Annotated in this window: 13 protein-coding genes; 8 read left to right on the top strand and 5 right to left on the bottom strand. The window is 52.9% G+C overall.

Annotation, left to right across the window (positions count from 1 at the left end):
- Positions 1-91: 91 nt before the first annotated feature.
- The 3 genes from NNX04_RS09710 to NNX04_RS09700 are packed head-to-tail and all read right to left on the bottom strand — an operon-like array spanning position 92 to position 7,456.
- Entirely contained in the window at positions 92-3,214 is a 3,123-nt protein-coding gene (locus NNX04_RS09710; RefSeq protein WP_261948291.1) for an efflux RND transporter permease subunit, read from the bottom strand.
- Positions 3,215-3,221: 7 nt separating this feature from the next.
- Complete coding sequence (locus NNX04_RS09705) at positions 3,222-6,302, bottom strand: multidrug efflux RND transporter permease subunit (protein ID WP_261948290.1); 3,081 nt, start codon at positions 6,300-6,302, stop codon at positions 3,222-3,224.
- Positions 6,299-7,456 (bottom strand): MdtA/MuxA family multidrug efflux RND transporter periplasmic adaptor subunit, encoded by a 1,158-nt coding sequence (locus tag NNX04_RS09700; RefSeq protein WP_261948289.1) that lies wholly within the window; start codon positions 7,454-7,456, stop codon positions 6,299-6,301. Before NNX04_RS09700 ends, NNX04_RS09705 begins: the two co-directional genes overlap by 4 nt.
- Positions 7,457-7,721: 265 nt before the next feature.
- Between NNX04_RS09700 and NNX04_RS09695 the strand changes: the two genes are divergently transcribed.
- Positions 7,722-9,236 carry a sensor domain-containing diguanylate cyclase gene (locus NNX04_RS09695; protein ID WP_261948288.1) on the top strand — a complete coding sequence of 505 codons (1,515 nt, stop codon included), beginning with the start codon at positions 7,722-7,724 and terminating at the stop codon, positions 9,234-9,236.
- Positions 9,237-9,240: 4 nt separating this feature from the next.
- On the opposite strand, the gene NNX04_RS09690 is transcribed toward NNX04_RS09695, so the two are convergent.
- Complete coding sequence (locus NNX04_RS09690) at positions 9,241-9,396, bottom strand: hypothetical protein (protein WP_157152680.1); 156 nt, start codon at positions 9,394-9,396, stop codon at positions 9,241-9,243.
- Positions 9,397-9,537: 141 nt separating this feature from the next.
- Between NNX04_RS09690 and NNX04_RS09685 the strand changes: the two genes are divergently transcribed.
- Complete coding sequence (locus tag NNX04_RS09685; protein WP_261948287.1) at positions 9,538-10,332, top strand: Crp/Fnr family transcriptional regulator; 795 nt, start codon at positions 9,538-9,540, stop codon at positions 10,330-10,332.
- Positions 10,333-10,389: 57 nt separating this feature from the next.
- On the opposite strand, the gene NNX04_RS09680 is transcribed toward NNX04_RS09685, so the two are convergent.
- Complete coding sequence (locus NNX04_RS09680; protein WP_007646228.1) at positions 10,390-10,608, bottom strand: hypothetical protein; 219 nt, start codon at positions 10,606-10,608, stop codon at positions 10,390-10,392.
- A gap of 193 nt (positions 10,609-10,801) precedes the next feature.
- Here NNX04_RS09680 and NNX04_RS09675 point away from each other — a divergent pair, with 193 nt between their 5' ends.
- From NNX04_RS09675 to NNX04_RS09650, 6 genes are all read left to right on the top strand, one after another.
- On the top strand, positions 10,802-11,179 hold the full coding sequence (locus NNX04_RS09675; RefSeq protein ID WP_007646230.1) for a BON domain-containing protein: 378 nt from the start codon (positions 10,802-10,804) through the stop codon (positions 11,177-11,179).
- A 33-nt stretch (positions 11,180-11,212) separates the two neighbouring features.
- Positions 11,213-11,929, top strand: coding sequence for an alpha/beta fold hydrolase (locus tag NNX04_RS09670; RefSeq protein WP_261948286.1), 717 nt, complete (start codon positions 11,213-11,215; stop codon positions 11,927-11,929).
- A 368-nt stretch (positions 11,930-12,297) separates the two neighbouring features.
- Positions 12,298-13,797, top strand: coding sequence for an OmpA family protein (locus tag NNX04_RS09665; RefSeq protein WP_261948285.1), 1,500 nt, complete (start codon positions 12,298-12,300; stop codon positions 13,795-13,797).
- Positions 13,798-14,079: 282 nt separating this feature from the next.
- Positions 14,080-15,726: a PAS domain-containing hybrid sensor histidine kinase/response regulator gene (locus NNX04_RS09660; RefSeq protein WP_261948284.1), complete on the top strand. Its 1,647-nt coding sequence runs from the start codon at positions 14,080-14,082 to the stop codon at positions 15,724-15,726.
- The gene (locus tag NNX04_RS09655; RefSeq protein ID WP_040393832.1) at positions 15,723-16,583 is read left to right on the top strand and encodes a response regulator; all 861 of its coding nucleotides are present in this window, start codon (positions 15,723-15,725) and stop codon (positions 16,581-16,583) included. Before NNX04_RS09660 ends, NNX04_RS09655 begins: the two co-directional genes overlap by 4 nt.
- A gap of 31 nt (positions 16,584-16,614) precedes the next feature.
- Entirely contained in the window at positions 16,615-17,340 is a 726-nt protein-coding gene (locus NNX04_RS09650; protein WP_261948283.1) for a Crp/Fnr family transcriptional regulator, read from the top strand.
- The last annotated feature ends 40 nt before the right edge of the window (positions 17,341-17,380 follow it).

Below are 17,380 nucleotides of genomic sequence, written 5' to 3'. Positions count from 1 at the left end.
TCCTTCAGATACGTTCCTCAAAACCTGTGAGGGTGTGCACAAAATATAGCAGTGCTCTGCCAGAGTGTCGAAGTGACACTCTGGCTTTTTTTTAATCGGTTTGTGTCTTGGTTGATCCAGAGGTGGTAGTGGAGGCAAGGGGAGAGACAAGGGTTTTGCGGTGTAAACCCCAGTTGCGCAGCTTTTCCATGTAGAGGTAGACCACCGGGGTCGTAAACAGGGTGAGCAACTGGCTGACCGCAAGACCGCCGATGATGGTAATACCGAGCGGTGTGCGCAGCTCCGAGCCTTCGTTACTGCCCAGAATTAGCGGCAGGGCGCCGAGCAGGCCAGCGAGGTTGGTCATCATAATCGGGCGCAGGCGCATCATCGCCGCTTGGAAGATGGAATCGCGGGAGGACAAGCCCTCTTTGCGCTCCAGCTCCAGCGCAAAGTCGATCATCAAAATCGCGTTTTTCATCACTATGCCAATTAACAAAAACAGCCCGAGCATGGCGATCAGGCTGAAGGGGGTGTCACTCAAGCGCAGCGCCAGCAGGGCACCAATGCCAGCCGAGGGTAGGGTGGAGAGAATGGTGAGCGGGTGGATAGTGCTCTCGTACAAAATGCCCAAAATCAGGTAGACCGCAAGCAATACACAGGCGATCAGCACCGCCGGTTCCTGCGCCATGCCGGGGGTGCTTGGTCCCCAGCCGGGGCGACTGGTGCCAGCGGTGGCCAGGTAGACTTCTTTGGGCACCATTAACTCGCCGATTTTTTGTTCAATGGCAATGCGCGCCTGCTCCTCGGTAAAACCTTCGGCGACACCGTAACCAATGCTCTCCGAGGCGAACTGGTTGGTGTGACGCACCCGATCTTCCGCCAAGCCATAGTCAAAGCTGGAAAAGGTGGAAAGCGGCACCCGCTCGCCGTCGCGGGTAATCACCTGTAACTGCTCCAATACTGCCGGTGTGGCGGTGTAACCCGGCTCCAGCTCCATCACCACCCGGTATTGGTTCATCCGGTCGTACATGGTGGAGACTTGCCGTTGCGAGAAGGAGTTATTGAGCAGGGTCGCTACGGTCGCCATATCCACACCCAGGCGCTGGGCGGTTTCGCGGTCGATGGTGAGTACCACCTGCTGGGTGCCTTCCTCTTTTACGCCGTCCACTTCGGTCACTTCCGGCATGTTTTCCATGGCGGTGGTGATTTTGGCGGCCCATTTGGACATCAGTTTTAAATCGTCGGAGAGCAACAGCAATTCCTGTTCGCTGCGGCTAAAGGGCGAAGAGAGGCGAATGTCCTGGTCCGGGCCGATCATCATCATGGCGCCGGGAATGCTGGGAATCTGGCGCCGGATGCGATCCACCACCTCATGCACACTTACGCCGCGCTCTGCCATGGGTTTGAGGCTGATACGCATCCACGCATTACTCACCCCATTACCGCCACCGCTGGCGCCAAATACATCTTCCACAGCGGGGTCGGTGAGCAGGACTTTGCGGAATTCCTGAATCTTGGGTTGCATCAATTGGAAGGAAAAACCATCGTCGCCGCGCACCCAGGCGGTCATCTGGCCGGTGTCCTGTTCGGGTAGCATGGTTTTGGGGATGGCGACATAGAGGTAGATATTGACTCCAATAACTGCCGCGAGCAGCAGCATCACAATCCGGCTGTGGCGCAGCGCCCAGCTGAGGGCGATGCCATAACCCTGTTTGATTTCATCGAAGGTACCGGGACGTTCGGATTTTTTCGGCGCTTTTTTCAGCAGTTGGGCGCAGAGCGCCGGGGTGAGGCTGAGCGACACCAGCAGTGAAATCAGCATGGCGGCGGCGAGGGTGATGGAGAATTCGCGGAACAATTTTTCCACTACTCCGCCCATCAGCAGGATGGAGACAAAAATCACCACCAGGGTGATGTTCATCGCCAGCAGGGTAAAGCCCACTTCGCGGGCGCCGAGTATCGCGGCTTCCATAGGGGGCAGGCCGCGTTCAATATGGCGTTTGATGTTTTCCAGCACCACAATCGCGTCGTCCACCACCAACCCTGCCGCCACAATCAATGCCATGAGCGAGAGGTTGTTGAGCGAAAATCCGTAAAGGTACATGACCACAAACGCGCCGATAATGGCCACCGGAATCGCAAGGCTCGGAATAAGTGCACTGCGCGCACTGCCCAGAAATACCCATACCACCGCCACCACTAACAGCACCGCCAGCACCAAAGTGACCTCTGCCTCTTTGAGGGTGGCGCGAATACCGGGGGAGCGATCCATCACCACTTTTAATTGGGTGTCGCCGGGCATCAGCGCGCGCAACGCCGGGAGTTGGGCGTTAATGGCGTCGATGGTTTCCACTATATTGGCCCCGGTTTGGCGGCTCACGGTGAGCGTCACCGCCGAACTGCGATTGTGGAAACCATCGGTATAGCGGTTTTCCACCGAGTCGTTCACTGTGGCCACATCCTGCAGCCGCACCGGCCCGGAATCGCCATAGCGGATCACCAGATTTTTGTAGTCGGCGGCACTGCGCAGGCTTTCGTTGGTGCGCACCTGCCAGCGAGTGTCATCCTCCTCCAGCAAACCCAGCGGGCGCAGCACATTGGCAGTGCTGATAGCGTTGCGCACTTCATCCAGCGCTATGCCGTAATTGGCTAGGGCATTGGGGTTGAGTTGGATGCGCACCGCAGGCAGCGAAGCCCCGTCGATACCCACTTGGCCCACGCCTTTAATTTGCGCCAGCTTTTGCGCGAGCACGGTGGAGGCTGCGTCGTAGAGTGCGCTGGGCGCAAGGTTGGGGGAGCTGAGTGCGAGCGCCATAATTGGCGCTTGCGATGGGCTGATTTTGCGATACCCCGGGTTGCCCGGCATACCGGCGGGCAGTTGACCGCGCGCAGCATTGAGCGCGGCTTGCACGTCGCGCGCGGCGGAATCCAGGTTGCGATCCAGGGTGAATTCTACCCAGATGTTAGTGAACCCCTGGGTGGAGTTGGAGTTGATGGCGGTTACGCCCGGAATACTGCCCAGCGCGCGCTCCAGCGGTGTCGCCACGGTAGATGCCATACTCTCCGGGCTGGCGCCGGGCAAGCTGGCGTACACCTGAATGGCGGGGAAATCCACCTGCGGCAAGGGTGCCACCGGCAACAAGCGCCAGGACAATAACCCGAGCAATACAATCGCCACCGCCAGCAAGCTGGCGGCGACGGGTCTTTTAATAAACGGCTCTGCGATATTCATATTTGTTTTACGCCTCCACCTCTTGTGGAACGGGATCGGCCGCGGGTTTTTTGTTTACCCAACGATCAAAAAACAAATACACCACCGGCGTGGTGAACAGGGTTAATACTTGGCTCACCAGCAAGCCGCCCACCATTACCAAGCCCAACGGCTGGCGCAATTCGGCGCCGGAGCCAGAGGCGAGCATCAGCGGCACTGCGCCAAACAGCGCGGCGAGGGTGGTCATGAGAATCGGGCGGAAACGCATCAGGGCGGCGCGATGAATCGCTTCGCGCGGCGACATGCCGAGGGTGCGTTGGGCGTCCAGCGCAAAGTCCACCATCATGATGCCGTTCTTTTTCACCAGCCCGATCAGCAGTACCACCCCGATCACCGCAATCAAATCCAGCGGTTGGCCGGTCAGTAATAGCGCCAAGAGTGCGCCCACCGTCGCCGAGGGCAGGGTGGAGAGAATGGTGACGGGGTGGATAAAGCTCTCGTACAAAATCCCCAGCACTATGTACATGGTGATAATCGCCGCGAGGATCAGCCACAGCGTATTGCTAAGCGAGGCTCGGAAGGCTTCGGCGGCGCCCTGAAAACGCAACTCCAGGGTGGCGGGCATGCCCATTTCCGCTTCCACAGCTTCAATCGCTTCAATCGCAGCGCCTAGCGATGCACCGGCACCGAGGTTGAAAGAGAAGGTGGAGGAGGGGAATTGCTCTTGATTGTTAATCAGCAATGGCGCCGGGCGCTGGGTGATTTTGGCGATAGTGGAAAGCAACACTGGCGTGCCGTTGCTGGTGGCCACATAGGTATTTTGCAGTGCGGCGATACCCTGGGCGTAATCCGGGTCTACTTCCAGTACCACCCGGTATTGGTTGGCCTGGGTAAACAGGGTCGCAATTTGGCGCTGGCCGTAAGCAGTTTGCAGGGCGCCGGCGATGTCGCTAATGCGCACCCCAAGGCGCGCGGCGGCGTCGCGGTCAATTTCCACATAGGCTTGCAGGCCACGGCTTTGCAGGTCGGCGGCGACATCCGCCAAGGCTGGCTCCATGCGCAAACGCTCCAATAAACGCGGCACCCAGGTATCCAATTCGGTGCCATCCGGGGTGGTTAAGCTGAACTGATATTGGGTGCGGCTCACCCGGTCCTCAATACTCAGTTCCTGCACCGGCTGGAACCAGGCGGTAATGCCGGTAACGTTTTTGATCTGCTCCCGCAACCGGTCAATCACCTGGCTGGCATGGGCGTCGCGCTCGTCATGGGATTTGAGGTTGATCAGCAAACGGCCGGAGTTGAGGGTAGTGTTGCTGCCATCTACTCCAATAAAGGACGACAGGCTTTCAACGTCCTCATCCTGCAAAATCTGCTCTGCCAATTGCTGTTGTTTTTCGGCCATGGCGCTGAAGGAAATGTCCTGCGGCGCCTCGGTCACGGCTTGAATTGCGCCGCTGTCCTGTACCGGGAAAAACCCCTTGGGCACGGCGAGGTAAAGCCCGGCGGTGAGCAGCACAGTGCCAATCATCACGGCCATGGCGGCGGTTTGGTGTTGCAGCACCACATCCAGCCCGCGCCCGTAGCGCACAATCACCCGCTCCATAAAATCCGGCTCACTGCCGTGGGTGGGCGCATTTTTGAGCATGCGCGCGCACATCATGGGGGTGAGGGTGAGGGATACCAGTAGCGAGATACCAATCGCCACCGCCAGCGTAATTGCAAACTCCTGAAATAATCGCCCGACAAGATCACCCATAAACAGTAGCGGAATCAGCACCGCAATCAACGACAGAGTGAGCGATACCAGCGTAAACCCGATTTCCCCCGCGCCCTTGAGCGCCGCTTGCATAGGCGATTCCCCCTGCTCGCGGTGGCGGGCGATGTTTTCCAACATGACGATGGCGTCATCCACCACAAAACCGGTGGCGATGGTGAGCGCCATGAGGGTGAGGTTATTGATGGAGAAATCCAGAAAGTACATCACCGCAAAAGTACCCACCAGTGACAGCGGTACGGCGAGGCTGGGAATAATGGTGGCGGGCACTGAGCGCAGGAACACCAGGGTCACGGCGACAACCAGGCAGATGGCAAAAATCAGTTCTTTTTGTACATCGCGAATCGAGGCGCGAATACTTTCGGTGCGGTCAGTCAGCACCGCCACATTCACTGCGGCGGGCAGGGTGGCGGTCAGTTTGGGCAGCAGCTCGGCAATGCTGTCGGCCACTTCAATCACGTTGGCGCCGGGTTGGCGCTGCACATTAATCAGCACGGCGGGTTGTTCATTGGCCCAAGCGGCGAGAAAGCGATCCTCAGCGCCGTTTTCCACGGTGGCGACATCACCCAAACGCAGCGGTGAACCGTCGCGCCAGCTGATCAGCAAATCGCGATATTCCTGCACCGAGCGCATTTGGTCATTGGCGTCGAGCATGGTGGAGCGGTATTCACCGTCGAAGCTGCCCTTGGGCTGGTTGGTATTGGCGGTAACAACCGCGTTGCGCACCTGCTCCAAACTCAACTGGGTACTGGCGAGGGCGTTGGGGTTGACCTTGATGCGAATCGCCGGGCGCTGGCCACCGGCCAAACTCACCATGCCTACCCCGGGCAATTGCGCGAGTTTCTGCGCCATACGCGTATTCACCAGGTCATACACCTCCGGTAGCGGCAAGCTGGCGGAGGTGACGGCGAGGGTGACAATGGGGGTGTCGGCGGGGTTGACCTTGCGGTAAATCGGCGGTGTGGGCAGGTCATTCGGCAGCAGGTTATTGGCGGAATTGAGTGCGGATTGCACTTCCTGCTCAGCCACACCCAAATCAATTTCCAGTGAAAACTGCAGGGTGATAATCGACGCGCCGGTGGAGCTGGTGGACGACATTTGTTTTAAGCCGGGAATCTGCCCTAGGCTGCGTTCCAGTGGGGCGGTGACGGTGCGCGCCATCACATCGGGGCTGGCACCGGGGTTAAAGGTGAATACCTGGATAATCGGGTAATCCACCTGCGGCAGCGCGGCCACCGGCAAGAGGCGATAGCCCAAAATACCCGCCAGCAACATCGCCAGCATCAGCAGCGAGGTCGCGACCGGGCGCAAAATAAACGGTTTGGATAAACTCATTCCATCACCTTGACGTCTTTACCTTCGTGTAACCGATCCAAGCCTTCCAGCACCACTTGCTCCCCCTCGACCAAACCATCCAGCACCGCGACTTTGGTGCCTTCACTCGCACCTAATTTCAGTAGGCGCATGGTCGCTTTGTTGTCCTTGATGGTGTAGACGTAAGTGCCTTTGGAGCCGTATTGCACCGCATCGGCGGGAATGGTGATGGCATCGTTCAGGGTTTGTACCTGCAAGCGCGCATTCACAAATTGATTGGGGAACAGGCTGTCATCGCTGTTATCAAACTGGGCTTTTAGTTTAAGGGTGCCGGTGGCGGTATCGATCTGGTTGTCCAGGGTGGTGAGCTGGCCGGTTGCCAATAAACTCTGCTCGCTGCGATCCCACGCCTCTACCGGCAGGGCGCGGTTATTTTTTTGCGCATCGCCATAGGCGCCACGCACGGCAATTAATTGGTTTTCGGGGATGGTAAACATCACCGCAATCGGCTGGGTTTGGGTGATGGTGACCAACCCTTCGGCATCGCCGGTTTTGATTAAATTGCCCACATCTACTTTGCGCAAACCGGTGCGGCCGGCAATGGGCGCGGTGATGCGGGTGTAAGAGAGTTGCAGGCGCGCATCATCCAATTGTGCGGTGTGATTTTTTAAGGTGCCGCGCAACTGTTCAACCAAGGCTTTTTGTTTATCAAACTGTTGTTTGGCGATGGAGTTTTTGCTCAGCAGGCTTTGATAGAGCGCCAAATCCTCCTCGGCATTTTTTAACTGCGCGCGGGTTTCCTGCAGCGTGCCTTCGGCCTGTGCCAGGCGCACTTGATAAGTGGCCGGGTCAATTTCGGCGAGTAAATCGCCCGCTTTTACCCGTTGCCCCTCTTTAAACAAAATACGCAACAACTGGCCATCCACCCGGCTGCGCACGGTCACGGTATTGAGCGGTGCAACGCTGCCAATCGCTTTTATATAGACGGTTAAATTTTCTTTGGTCGCCGTGACTACATTCACGGGTGTTGGGCCCATCCAGGGGTTAGGTGGCGGCGGGCGTTTTTCTTCTGCGTCGCGAAAGCCAAAAAACCAAACGGCAAGCAGCACAATAGGCAGGGCAATAATGGCCAACCAACGTTGGCCGGGTGATAAACGTGCGAGAAAGTCGGGCATGGAAAAATCCGTATTAGAAGATCAGTCGATTAGGTAGGTCTTTGTTTTTGTTTTAAAAAGTAAACTACAGAATTTGTATTACGAATAGACCTATACGAGAGCCTAAGCATCCGCTATCACACGGGCAACCGCATTTACATTTCTCGACGTTTAGTTACAAGTGTGCAGAAAAGTGTTTTTGTACTGGCACATCAATCTGCGCGATTTGTATTACCTCAGCAGCTGGGCTTTACTTGATCAATCGGGATTGAGCTGGAGCCATTGCATGTTGATTGAACCGCGACAACGAGTGTTGTTATTGGTCAGCGTGCTGGCGATGTTTTGCATCATTACCTGCACCGCCACGTTTGCCCGTCACTTGTGGAAATTAAAAGCGGAAGTGGAGACAACATTTAAAAGCCGCCACGAACTGACACGCCAATTTGTTGCACTGCAGCGCGACCGGGTGCTGGTCATGCACAATTTATTGGTCGGGCGTTATGAAGTGGGGGTAGAGCCAGGCTCCCGCCCCTTAACCCTGAAGCAACACCCTGAACTCGGGGTGTGGGAATTACAGCAACACAATGCTATTGCCGGGAGTTTGACGGGCATGGGTGAGTTGCCCCTGCCGCTGCAAGTAGAGCGGGAAATTCATGCCGCGCTGGCGCTGGATGCCCAAATTACCCCGGCGTTGGAACTCGCAGAGGAAGTCGCCTGGCTTTATTACCAATCGCGCCATAATTTTATTTACATCGCCCCCAAAATTTCCCCCGCCGAATTTCACTTTACGCCCGAACTTTACAACAGTGGTTATTGGCTGGAGGGGGGCGAACAAACTAACCCTTCGCGCCGTTTAGTTCTTAAAGGCCCCTACAAAGACATGGCCGGCAAAGGCTGGGTGATTACTTTTGCCCGGCCGGTCTACAGTGGCGATGAATTTCTGGGCATGGTGGCGCTGGATCTGAGCGTAAATACGCTGGAGCATTTGACCAATGTGGGAACGGCGACGGGCGAATCCATGTTGATCAGCGAGAATGATCGCCTTATCGCCCGCCAGAGTGGTTTTGCGCCGGGCGTATTGTTGCACCCGCCGTTGAGCACCAGCCTCACGGAGTGGGACAAGGGTAAAGACGGTGACCTGTGGCTCAGCAGTTGGGTGATTGATGACGAACTCTGGCTGGTGCATCGCTTGACCCGCGCGCAATTGTGGCGTGCGGCCGCGCGCGACAGTGTGGGTGTTTGGTTTGTGGTGGTGCTGATTACTATTCTCGCCATTATGTCGCTGCGCCTGCAGCGCACACTGGCAGAAGTCACGCGCTTAACGCGGGTTGATCCGCTCACCCAGGCATTTAACCGGCGCGGTTTTTTTGAATCGGCAGAAGTTGCCATGGCCGTTGCCAAGCGCCAACAGCTCAGCCTGGCGGTGTTGATGATGGATATAGATCACTTCAAAAAAATTAACGACACCTATGGTCACGCGGTGGGTGATGCGGTGCTGAAACAATTGGGCGCTAATTTGTTAAACGCCTGTCGCCCCTCGGATGTGTTTTGTCGCTGGGGCGGTGAAGAATTTATTATGTTGATTGCGCTGGATAAAGTGGAAAATGCGCGGGATGTGGCCGAGCGCATGCGCAGCGCCGCCCAGCGCACGCGAATTATTACCGACAACAGCCCCATCACCTTGAGTGGCGGTTTGGTTATCTTGGGCAGTGATGAACCGCTGGAAGAAGCCATTAACCGCGCCGATGCCTTGCTCTATCAATCCAAACAAGAGGGGCGCAATCGCATCACCTATGGTTAATGCATTACCTGCGCCGCAAGACAAAAGCGCGTTCGCCAATAACTACTGCTCCCAGCATCAACAAAAATAACAACAGCGCAACCCCGCCAAAAAGCGACGTAGTCGCGATTGCACTCATAAAAATAATTGCAAAAAAAACCGGCGTTATTCGATTGCTCATGATTTTCCCTCCAATAGCAAAATAATAAATTCTTCGGTGATGTTTAGGCGTAGTCTGTACGCTAACGTACATAGCTACCGCGATTGCTCGGCTAAGATGCTGACACCTGGATGTTCGATAGCACTTATTGGAGTAACGCCTATGCCACAAACAGCTAAATCCCCGTCATTAAAACCGCAACAAAATTATCTAATTGCCGCCTTGCCGGCCGAGGTACAAGCGCGCTTGCTCCCCAACCTTGAATTGATTGCACTGCCGTTAGGCAAAGTTTTGTATGAATCCGGCGACACCCTGTGCCATGTGTATTTCCCTATCGATTGCATAGTGTCGCTCCTATACGTGATGGAAAACGGTTCATCGGCAGAAATTTCAGTGGTGGGTAAAGAGGGCATTATCGGTATCGCGCTGTTTATGGGGGGCGAAAGTACACCGAGTCGCGCCATCATCCAAAGCGGTGGTTATGCCTACCGCTTGCTGGGGCAAAAATTCAAAGAAGAATTTAATCGCCACACTGAAATGCTGATGTTGCTCCTGCGCTACACCCAATCGCTCATTACCCAAATGGCACAAACCGCCGTGTGCAATCGCCATCACTCTATCGATCAACAACTGTGTCGCTGGCTGCTGTTGTCGTTGGATCGCTTGCCGAGTAATTGTTTAACCATGACGCAAGAATTAATTGCCAACATGCTTGGCGTAAGACGCGAAGGTGTCACCGAAGCGGCGGGTAAATTACAAAAACTGGGCGTGATTGAATATTCGCGCGGAAAAATTACTGTGCTGGATCGCCCGCAGTTGGAGCAATTAACCTGTGAATGTTATGCCGTTGTAAAAAAAGAAACTGATCGGCTTATGCCTTGTCCATTAACTATTGCGTCGGTTATTCGCCCTTGCGAATTGCCGCGTGTCTTACGTATGCCTCCATGCGCGCAGTAACACAATTCCTTGTCTTACTGCACAATTTCTCCTTCCTAACTAAACCCCAGTTCATGACTAGGGTTTAATGCGCACAGCGAGCAATACCCCGCCCAGAATAATAAAACCAATACCGAGCGATAAGGGAATGTTCACTCGCTGCTCTTCTTTTACGCTCAACTTCAGCGGGCCAATATTGGTTTCGTGTGTCTCCTTGGTGTAACTGAAACCGCCGTAAGCAAGACCGGCAATACCAATAATGATAAATGCCAGGGCGATAATTTTTTTCAGATCCATAAAGTTTGCTCTGTTATTAATAAAAGAAGCACATTCTGGAATTTGCGAGTGGCGGCTGTCGGTGCGCTAGCGTACATGCCGTGCGAACAAAAAAATTATCGATTTAGGTGGTTCTGTGCCCTGCCGTACGGAGTTGGTGTAGTTAAACCGGCATGCTCTTATGGTCGTTTATTCATTCCTAAAGAGGCTTCCTATGAATACTTTTCATTTACCTGTTTTTACTAACACCGCCACAGCGACTACTGCGCAACTTGGCGCACGTGCTGCCCATGTTTTTAGCATTGCGTTATTAATGGCATTTTTATTCGCCGTACTGGTGGGTTGCAGTTCTACCTCCACCCGCTCAAGCACCGGCGAATATATTGATGACAGTGTCATAACCACGAAAGTAAAAGCCGCCATCCTTGAGGACAAAGAACTCAAAGTGACAGAAATTAATGTTGAGACGTTTAAAGGTGTGGTGCAGCTCAGTGGTTTTGTAACTTCACAAAGCGATATCAACCGCGCGGTGAGTGTTGCTCGTGGTGTCGGTGGTGTTAAATCGGTAAAAAATGATATGCGCATTAAATAGTGTTTTAGTTGCTTCTTATTATTGGAGAGTCACATGTTAGCTGCTCAATATCCGCATCTCGTTTTATTGCCTGGTTTGGTGAATGATTCACGCTTGTGGCAACACCAGGTATCCGGGCTTGCGGAAATTGCGCAGGTGACTGTTGGCGATTTAACCAAAGGCCACACCATCGCCGAAATGGCGTCGGACATTTTAGCCAGCGCGCCAGCCGGGCCATTTGCCTTGGCTGGTTTGTCGATGGGTGGTTATGTTGCACTGGAAATTATGCGCGAGGCGCCGGAACGGATTGTGGCGCTTGCATTACTGGATACCAGTGCGCGGCCCGATTCGCTTATTGCGCGCGACATGCGCAACGAAGCAATTGAACAGGCAGAATCCAATTACCAAGCGGTTATTGCAGCACTAATGCCTAAACAGCTGCACCCCATGCATATGGAGGATGCAGATCTCATCAGTTTAATTACCGATATGGCAATGAGCCTGGGCAATAAAATTTTTATTCGCCAGCAGCGCGCCATCGCCGGTCGTATCGATAGTATTCCCTCGTTATCATTAATTAAATGTCCAACCTTGGTGTTGTGCGGTCGCGAGGATGCACTGACCCCTATAGGTCTGCATCAGGAAATGGTGGCGGCAATAGAAGGCGCAGGTTTGATGATGGTGAGTGACTGCGGGCACCTCTCTGCGCTTGAACAACCACAGCGTGTTAATGAAGCGCTAATCCAATGGCTTGCAAAAATTATTCATTAATAAAACTCGTTGATTGCTGAATAATTTGATTCAGCAATTATTCATCGGGTAAAGCGACACTCTGAAATATTCACCTTTTGTTAAACCTGCGCACGCGGGTATGCCTAACACCAACAGGTTAAATTAACGGCACTGGTCTTTAATTGCGGCTACAAAAAAATATTGCTGAAAAACTGAACAATAAAATTGAAAAACCAGCATAAAAATTGAAACTCTTTAAAAATAACACTGTCTCCGTTTGCCAGCGCACCGATCTCACTGCTAGAAAACCAGATACTGGCCACCGAAGAAGCCGCTCAGCTTATTGAGCCTAAGGTCTGGCTGCGCACTCCGCGCAATCACGGACGGCACATCTCCCGGAGCTACACATGAAACACACACCAACTAATTTACACACCCAAAATATTTCACGCACCCAATCACTCAAGCCTACCCGTCTTGCATTGGCAATCAGCCTTGCAGCCATGGTGAGCAGCCCGGTATTGTTTGCGCAAGCTGACAACAAATACGACCTTACTTCAAATTGGTACGGTGGTTTAAATATTGGCCAGACCCACGAAAGTATTAACGACGGCGCAATCGCCCAAAGCGAAATCGGTGGTGGTTTAACGTCACTGACTGATGATGATCGCGACAACGGCTACAAAGTATTTGCCGGTTACCAATTGAATGACAACTTCGCCATTGAAGGTGGTTATTTTGATTTGGGACAGTTTGGTTCGCGTGCCGTTAAAGGAAATGAAGGCGCACTAAAAACCCGCACCAAAACCCGCGGTTTTAATCTGGATTTGGTTGGCTCATTGCCAATGACTGAAAAATTATCGGCCTTTGCCCGTGCCGGTGCACATTACAGTGAATCGAAAGACCGCTTTCAAGGTAGCGATAACGTGATTGTTACCGATCGCCATCGCCGCGATCGCGATGTGAATTTTAAATGGGGTGGTGGTCTGCAATATGATTTCACTCAAAAATTCGGTATGCGCCTTGAAGCAGAGCGCTATGCCATTAATGATGTAATGGGCAATAACGGCAACATCAACATGTACTCACTCGGCGCGCTGTATCGCTTTGGTGAGCCAAATGCAGCACCGGCTGCAGCCTACGTAGAGCCAGTGACTCGCCGCGATCAAATGCGCGATGAATACTGCACCACGCTCGATGTGCAATTTGAAATTAACAATGCCGAAATCCAGCGCGAAGACTTAGAGCGCCTGGCGGTAGTTGGCACCTTCCTGAAAAAATACCCGGACACCAAAGCCGTTGTTGAAGGCCACACGGATAACGTCGGCACGCCTGAATCCAATATGGAATTGTCGCGTGATCGCGCTGAAAGTGTCATGAGTTATTTGGTGCGCGAACAACGTGTTGCCAGCTCGCGTGTTAGCGCCGTAGGTTATGGCGATACCCGCCCAATCGCCAGCAATGCAACGGAAGATGGTAAACGCGCTAACCGTCGCATCAACACCATGATCTCTTGCGCCAGTGATATTGAAGGCTTAACGCCTGCTGCAGCGCGGGTAACTATGGGCATGTTGGTTGAGTTTGATAACAACAGCGCTGCCGTTAAACCGCAGTACCACAATGAGTTGGGCAAGGTTGCCAAATTCTTGAAAGAAAACAAAACCGTGACCGCCACTATTGAAGGCCACACCGCTGATTTGCAAACCACGCCGGCACTTGCGCAGGAGATCTCACTCAAGCGCGCACAAAACGTAGTGGATTATCTAGTAACCAAGGAAGGTATTGAGCGCTCGCGCTTGACTGCAGAAGGCTTTGGTAAAACCCGTCGCTACTCCTACAACACCAGTGCTGCTGGTCAACAGGATAATCGCCGCGTAAACGTAATTTTTGCTTACCCGCAAAAATAATTGCACCGCAATAGCCGGATTGTGATCAAAAGGCCAGCAATTGCTGGCTTTTTGCATTTTTACCCATCATCTCTAGTTTGTATTTATGTTTCTGTATGTTCGGTAGCGTACAGACAACACCCTAAAACATCATGATTATTCTCGGTTGCCTCAGGGGGTGCGAAATTCGCACTGCTGTAGGCAGGTTGCACTTGAATAAGTGTTTATTTTTTAGGGTATTGGTACATGATTAATACAAAAGAGAATGCTGTTCCTCCAACCAATACATGCAGTGCAGAAAGTATGAGTGAAATAAGGCGGCAGCAGGCACTGTTAAAAACCGGCGCTTTGCAAAATGCAATTTTGAATAGCGCAAACTTCTCCATTATTGCGACTGACGAAAAAGGTATTATCCAATTATTTAATATCGGCGCAGAGCGTTCACTGGGCTACGCTGCCGCTGATGTAGTCAATAAAATTACCCCCAGCGATATTTATGATCCACACGAGGAGTTGGAGCGTGCGCAAGCCTTGAGTCTGGAATTGGGTACGCAGATTAATCCCGGTTTTGAAGCGCTCGCGTTCAAGGCATCGCGCGGTATTGAAGACATTTACGAGCTCACTTACATCTGCAAAGACGGCAGTCGTTTTCCGGCAATAGTCTCGATCACGCCACTGCGTGATGATGAAGATGGTTTGATTGGTTATTTATTAATTGGTACCGATAATTCCCAGCGCAAACAAGCCGAGTTGAAATTAACTCAGGCCATGGCGATTGCGGAAAAAGCCAACCTCGCCAAATCCGATTTTCTCTCCAGCATGAGCCATGAATTGCGCACACCCTTGAGTGCGATTCTAGGTTTTGCACAATTAATTGAATCGGGTAATCCACCACCAACCGACACACAAAAACGCAGCATCGATCAGATACTGCAAGCGGGATGGTATCTGCTGGAATTGATTAATGAAATTCTCGATTTGGCGTTAATTGAATCGGGCAAATTATCGCTCTCGCTTGAGCCTATGGGCTTGGCGGATGTGATGCTGGAATGCGCGGCGATGATTGAACCGCAAGCGCATAAACGCGGTATTCGTGTGACATTTCCGCCACTGGGCATGCGCTATTTTGTGAAGGCAGATCGCACCCGCGTTAAACAAGTGCTGATTAATTTGTTATCCAACGCCATTAAATACAACAGTGTGGGCGGCAGTGTCACTGTGACCTGTGAGGAGCGTGTGCCGGGGCGCATTCGTATTTCCGTGGAGGATACAGGCTCAGGTTTGGCGCCCGAACAAATCGAACAATTATTCCAGCCGTTTAATCGCCTTGGGCAGGAAGCCAATGCGGAAGAGGGCACTGGCATAGGTTTGGTTATGACCAAACGGCTGGTGGAATTAATGGGTGGCGCCATTGGTTTGGACAGTGTGGTAGGGCAGGGCTGCGTATTTTGGGTGGAAATGGATTTAACCAATACCCGTGTGCAGGATGTCGGTGAAGTCAGTGATGAGCCGACAAAAACCTATCGCCAAACGAATGCTGCACAACATTTGTTGTTGTATGTAGAGGACAATCCCGCCAATTTGATGTTGGTGGAAGACCTGATTGCGCGTCGCCCGGACATTAAATTAATTACCGCGCGCGACGGCCTGGAAGGTGTTGCACTGGCGCGCAGTGCACTGCCCGACATGATTTTGATGGATATTAATTTACCCGGCATCAGCGGTATTACGGCGCTGCTTATTCTCGCCAAAGACCCAAGCACCAAACATATTCCGATTGTGGCACTGAGCGCAAATGCAATGCCGCGCGATATTGCCAAGGGCTTGGAGGCCGGTTTTTTCCGCTACCTCACCAAGCCCATTAAAGTGAATGAATTTATGGATACGCTCGATCTCACACTCAAACATGCTGATGCGCACCCGGCGCCACACGCGGGGCAACCCCTATGACGCTGACGACGATGGATTTGCTAAACGCAAAAATTTTAATCGTGGATGATCAGCTCTCCAATGTGCAATTGCTGGAGCAATTACTCAGCGAGGCGGGCTATAAAAATCTCAGCGCTACCCTCAACCCCTTGGAGGTCTGCGCCCTGCATCGCCAGCACCAATACGATTTAATTTTGCTCGATTTACAAATGCCGGGCATGGATGGTTTTGAAGTGATGGCGGGTTTGCGTACCAATATTACCGACGCCTATTTGCCGGTTATTGTATTGACCGCCCAGCCCGCACATAAACTGCGTGCATTGCAGGCTGGCGCTAAAGATTTTATCAGCAAGCCGTTTGATTTAATTGAAGTGAAAACACGGATCAGCAATATGCTGGAAGTGCGTTTGCTGTATAAAAAATTGGAAGACTACAGCAAAGAACTGGAAGAAAAAGTGGCCGAGCGCACTGCAGAATTGCGCGAAAGTGAAGCGCGTTTTCGCAGCCTGACCGAGCTGGCCTCCGATTGGTATTGGGAACAGGATGAACGCGGTTATTTCACCAAAGTGTCTGGCCCGGTACTGGATATGCTCGGCATTCGCGTCGATACACTGGATGGCAGCACCAAGGGTGATGACCCGGACGGATGGGACGCCGCCGAGCGCGCGCAATTACACGCGGCTATTGAAGCGCGCCAACCTTTTATTGATTTTGCGTTCAGCCGCACTTATCCCGACGGTTCACAGCAGCATTATCGTGTGAGTGGTGAACCCATGTTTGATCAAGCCTGTCGCTTTATCGGCTATCGCGGCATAGGCGTGCAGTGTAAACAAATGGTGTACAGCAATGCCCTTATCAACAATACCGCCAGTAGTTAATTCTGCACTCACAAAACCAAAGGGCGCATCGATGATTTCCGCTGAAAAAATGCAGACCCCCCAACTGAATTTTTTACTGGGCGCACTACCTGCCGCCAATCTTGCGCCGCTTGAGGCGAATTTGGAATTAGTGCAATTGCGCCTGGGCGATATGCTTTACGAACCCAACACACAATTACAGCACGCTTATTTTCCCACGAGCGCCATAGTGTCATTGCACTATGTCACTACCTCGGGCGCCTCGGTGGAAATTTCCGGCGTGGGCAATGAAGGTATGGTGGGTATTTCGCTGTTTATGGGCGGCAATACCACACCCAGTTCGGCCATGGTGCATACCAGCGGTTACGCTTATCGCCTGGAACGGACGCTGTTAAATACAGAGTTTGCAAACAATATTGCCCTACAAAAAATGCTGCTGCGCTACACCCAGGCACTTATCACTCAAGTCTCCCAAACCGCCGCGTGCAATCGCCACCACTCAGTGGAACAACAACTCAGCCGCTGGTTACTACTCACCTTGGATCGCATCACCTCGGGTGAATTTGTACTCACGCAAGAATTAGTTGCCAACATGCTCGGCGTGCGCCGCGAAAGTGTTACGGCTGCTGCAGCGAGTTTGCAGGGAAATGGATGCATTAGTTACCGGCGCGGGCACATATCCGTACTCAATCGCAAAAGCCTTGAGGGTTATGCTTGCGAATGCTACGCCGTAGTGCGGAAGGAAATGCAGCGGTTGTTGGGAGCAGCCCAAACCTGAACCAATTTACATCCCCAGTGCAGTCAATGTTAAGTACAAC

This window comes from Cellvibrio sp. QJXJ, from assembly GCF_024452345.1.
Lineage (GTDB): Bacteria > Pseudomonadota > Gammaproteobacteria > Pseudomonadales > Cellvibrionaceae > Cellvibrio.
The sequence above is the reverse complement of the archived record's forward strand: the minus strand, read 5'-3'. Positions and strand labels throughout refer to the sequence as shown.

Excerpts from the sequence above, each read along its gene's own strand:
- NNX04_RS09665 (WP_261948285.1), top strand. The coding sequence starts at position 12,298 with ATGAAACACACACCAACTAATTTACACACCCAAAATATTTCACGCACC.
- NNX04_RS09690 (WP_157152680.1), bottom strand. The coding sequence starts at position 9,396 with ATGAGCAATCGAATAACGCCGGTTTTTTTTGCAATTATTTTTATGAGT.
- NNX04_RS09710 (WP_261948291.1), bottom strand. The coding sequence starts at position 3,214 with ATGAATATCGCAGAGCCGTTTATTAAAAGACCCGTCGCCGCCAGCTTG.
- NNX04_RS09675 (WP_007646230.1), top strand. The coding sequence starts at position 10,802 with ATGAATACTTTTCATTTACCTGTTTTTACTAACACCGCCACAGCGACT.
- NNX04_RS09650 (WP_261948283.1), top strand. The coding sequence starts at position 16,615 with ATGATTTCCGCTGAAAAAATGCAGACCCCCCAACTGAATTTTTTACTG.
- NNX04_RS09685 (WP_261948287.1), top strand. The coding sequence starts at position 9,538 with ATGCCACAAACAGCTAAATCCCCGTCATTAAAACCGCAACAAAATTAT.
- NNX04_RS09705 (WP_261948290.1), bottom strand. The coding sequence starts at position 6,302 with ATGAGTTTATCCAAACCGTTTATTTTGCGCCCGGTCGCGACCTCGCTG.
- NNX04_RS09670 (WP_261948286.1), top strand. The coding sequence starts at position 11,213 with ATGTTAGCTGCTCAATATCCGCATCTCGTTTTATTGCCTGGTTTGGTG.
- NNX04_RS09680 (WP_007646228.1), bottom strand. The coding sequence starts at position 10,608 with ATGGATCTGAAAAAAATTATCGCCCTGGCATTTATCATTATTGGTATT.
- NNX04_RS09655 (WP_040393832.1), top strand. The coding sequence starts at position 15,723 with ATGACGCTGACGACGATGGATTTGCTAAACGCAAAAATTTTAATCGTG.
- NNX04_RS09695 (WP_261948288.1), top strand. The coding sequence starts at position 7,722 with ATGTTGATTGAACCGCGACAACGAGTGTTGTTATTGGTCAGCGTGCTG.
- NNX04_RS09660 (WP_261948284.1), top strand. The coding sequence starts at position 14,080 with ATGAGTGAAATAAGGCGGCAGCAGGCACTGTTAAAAACCGGCGCTTTG.
- NNX04_RS09700 (WP_261948289.1), bottom strand. The coding sequence starts at position 7,456 with ATGCCCGACTTTCTCGCACGTTTATCACCCGGCCAACGTTGGTTGGCC.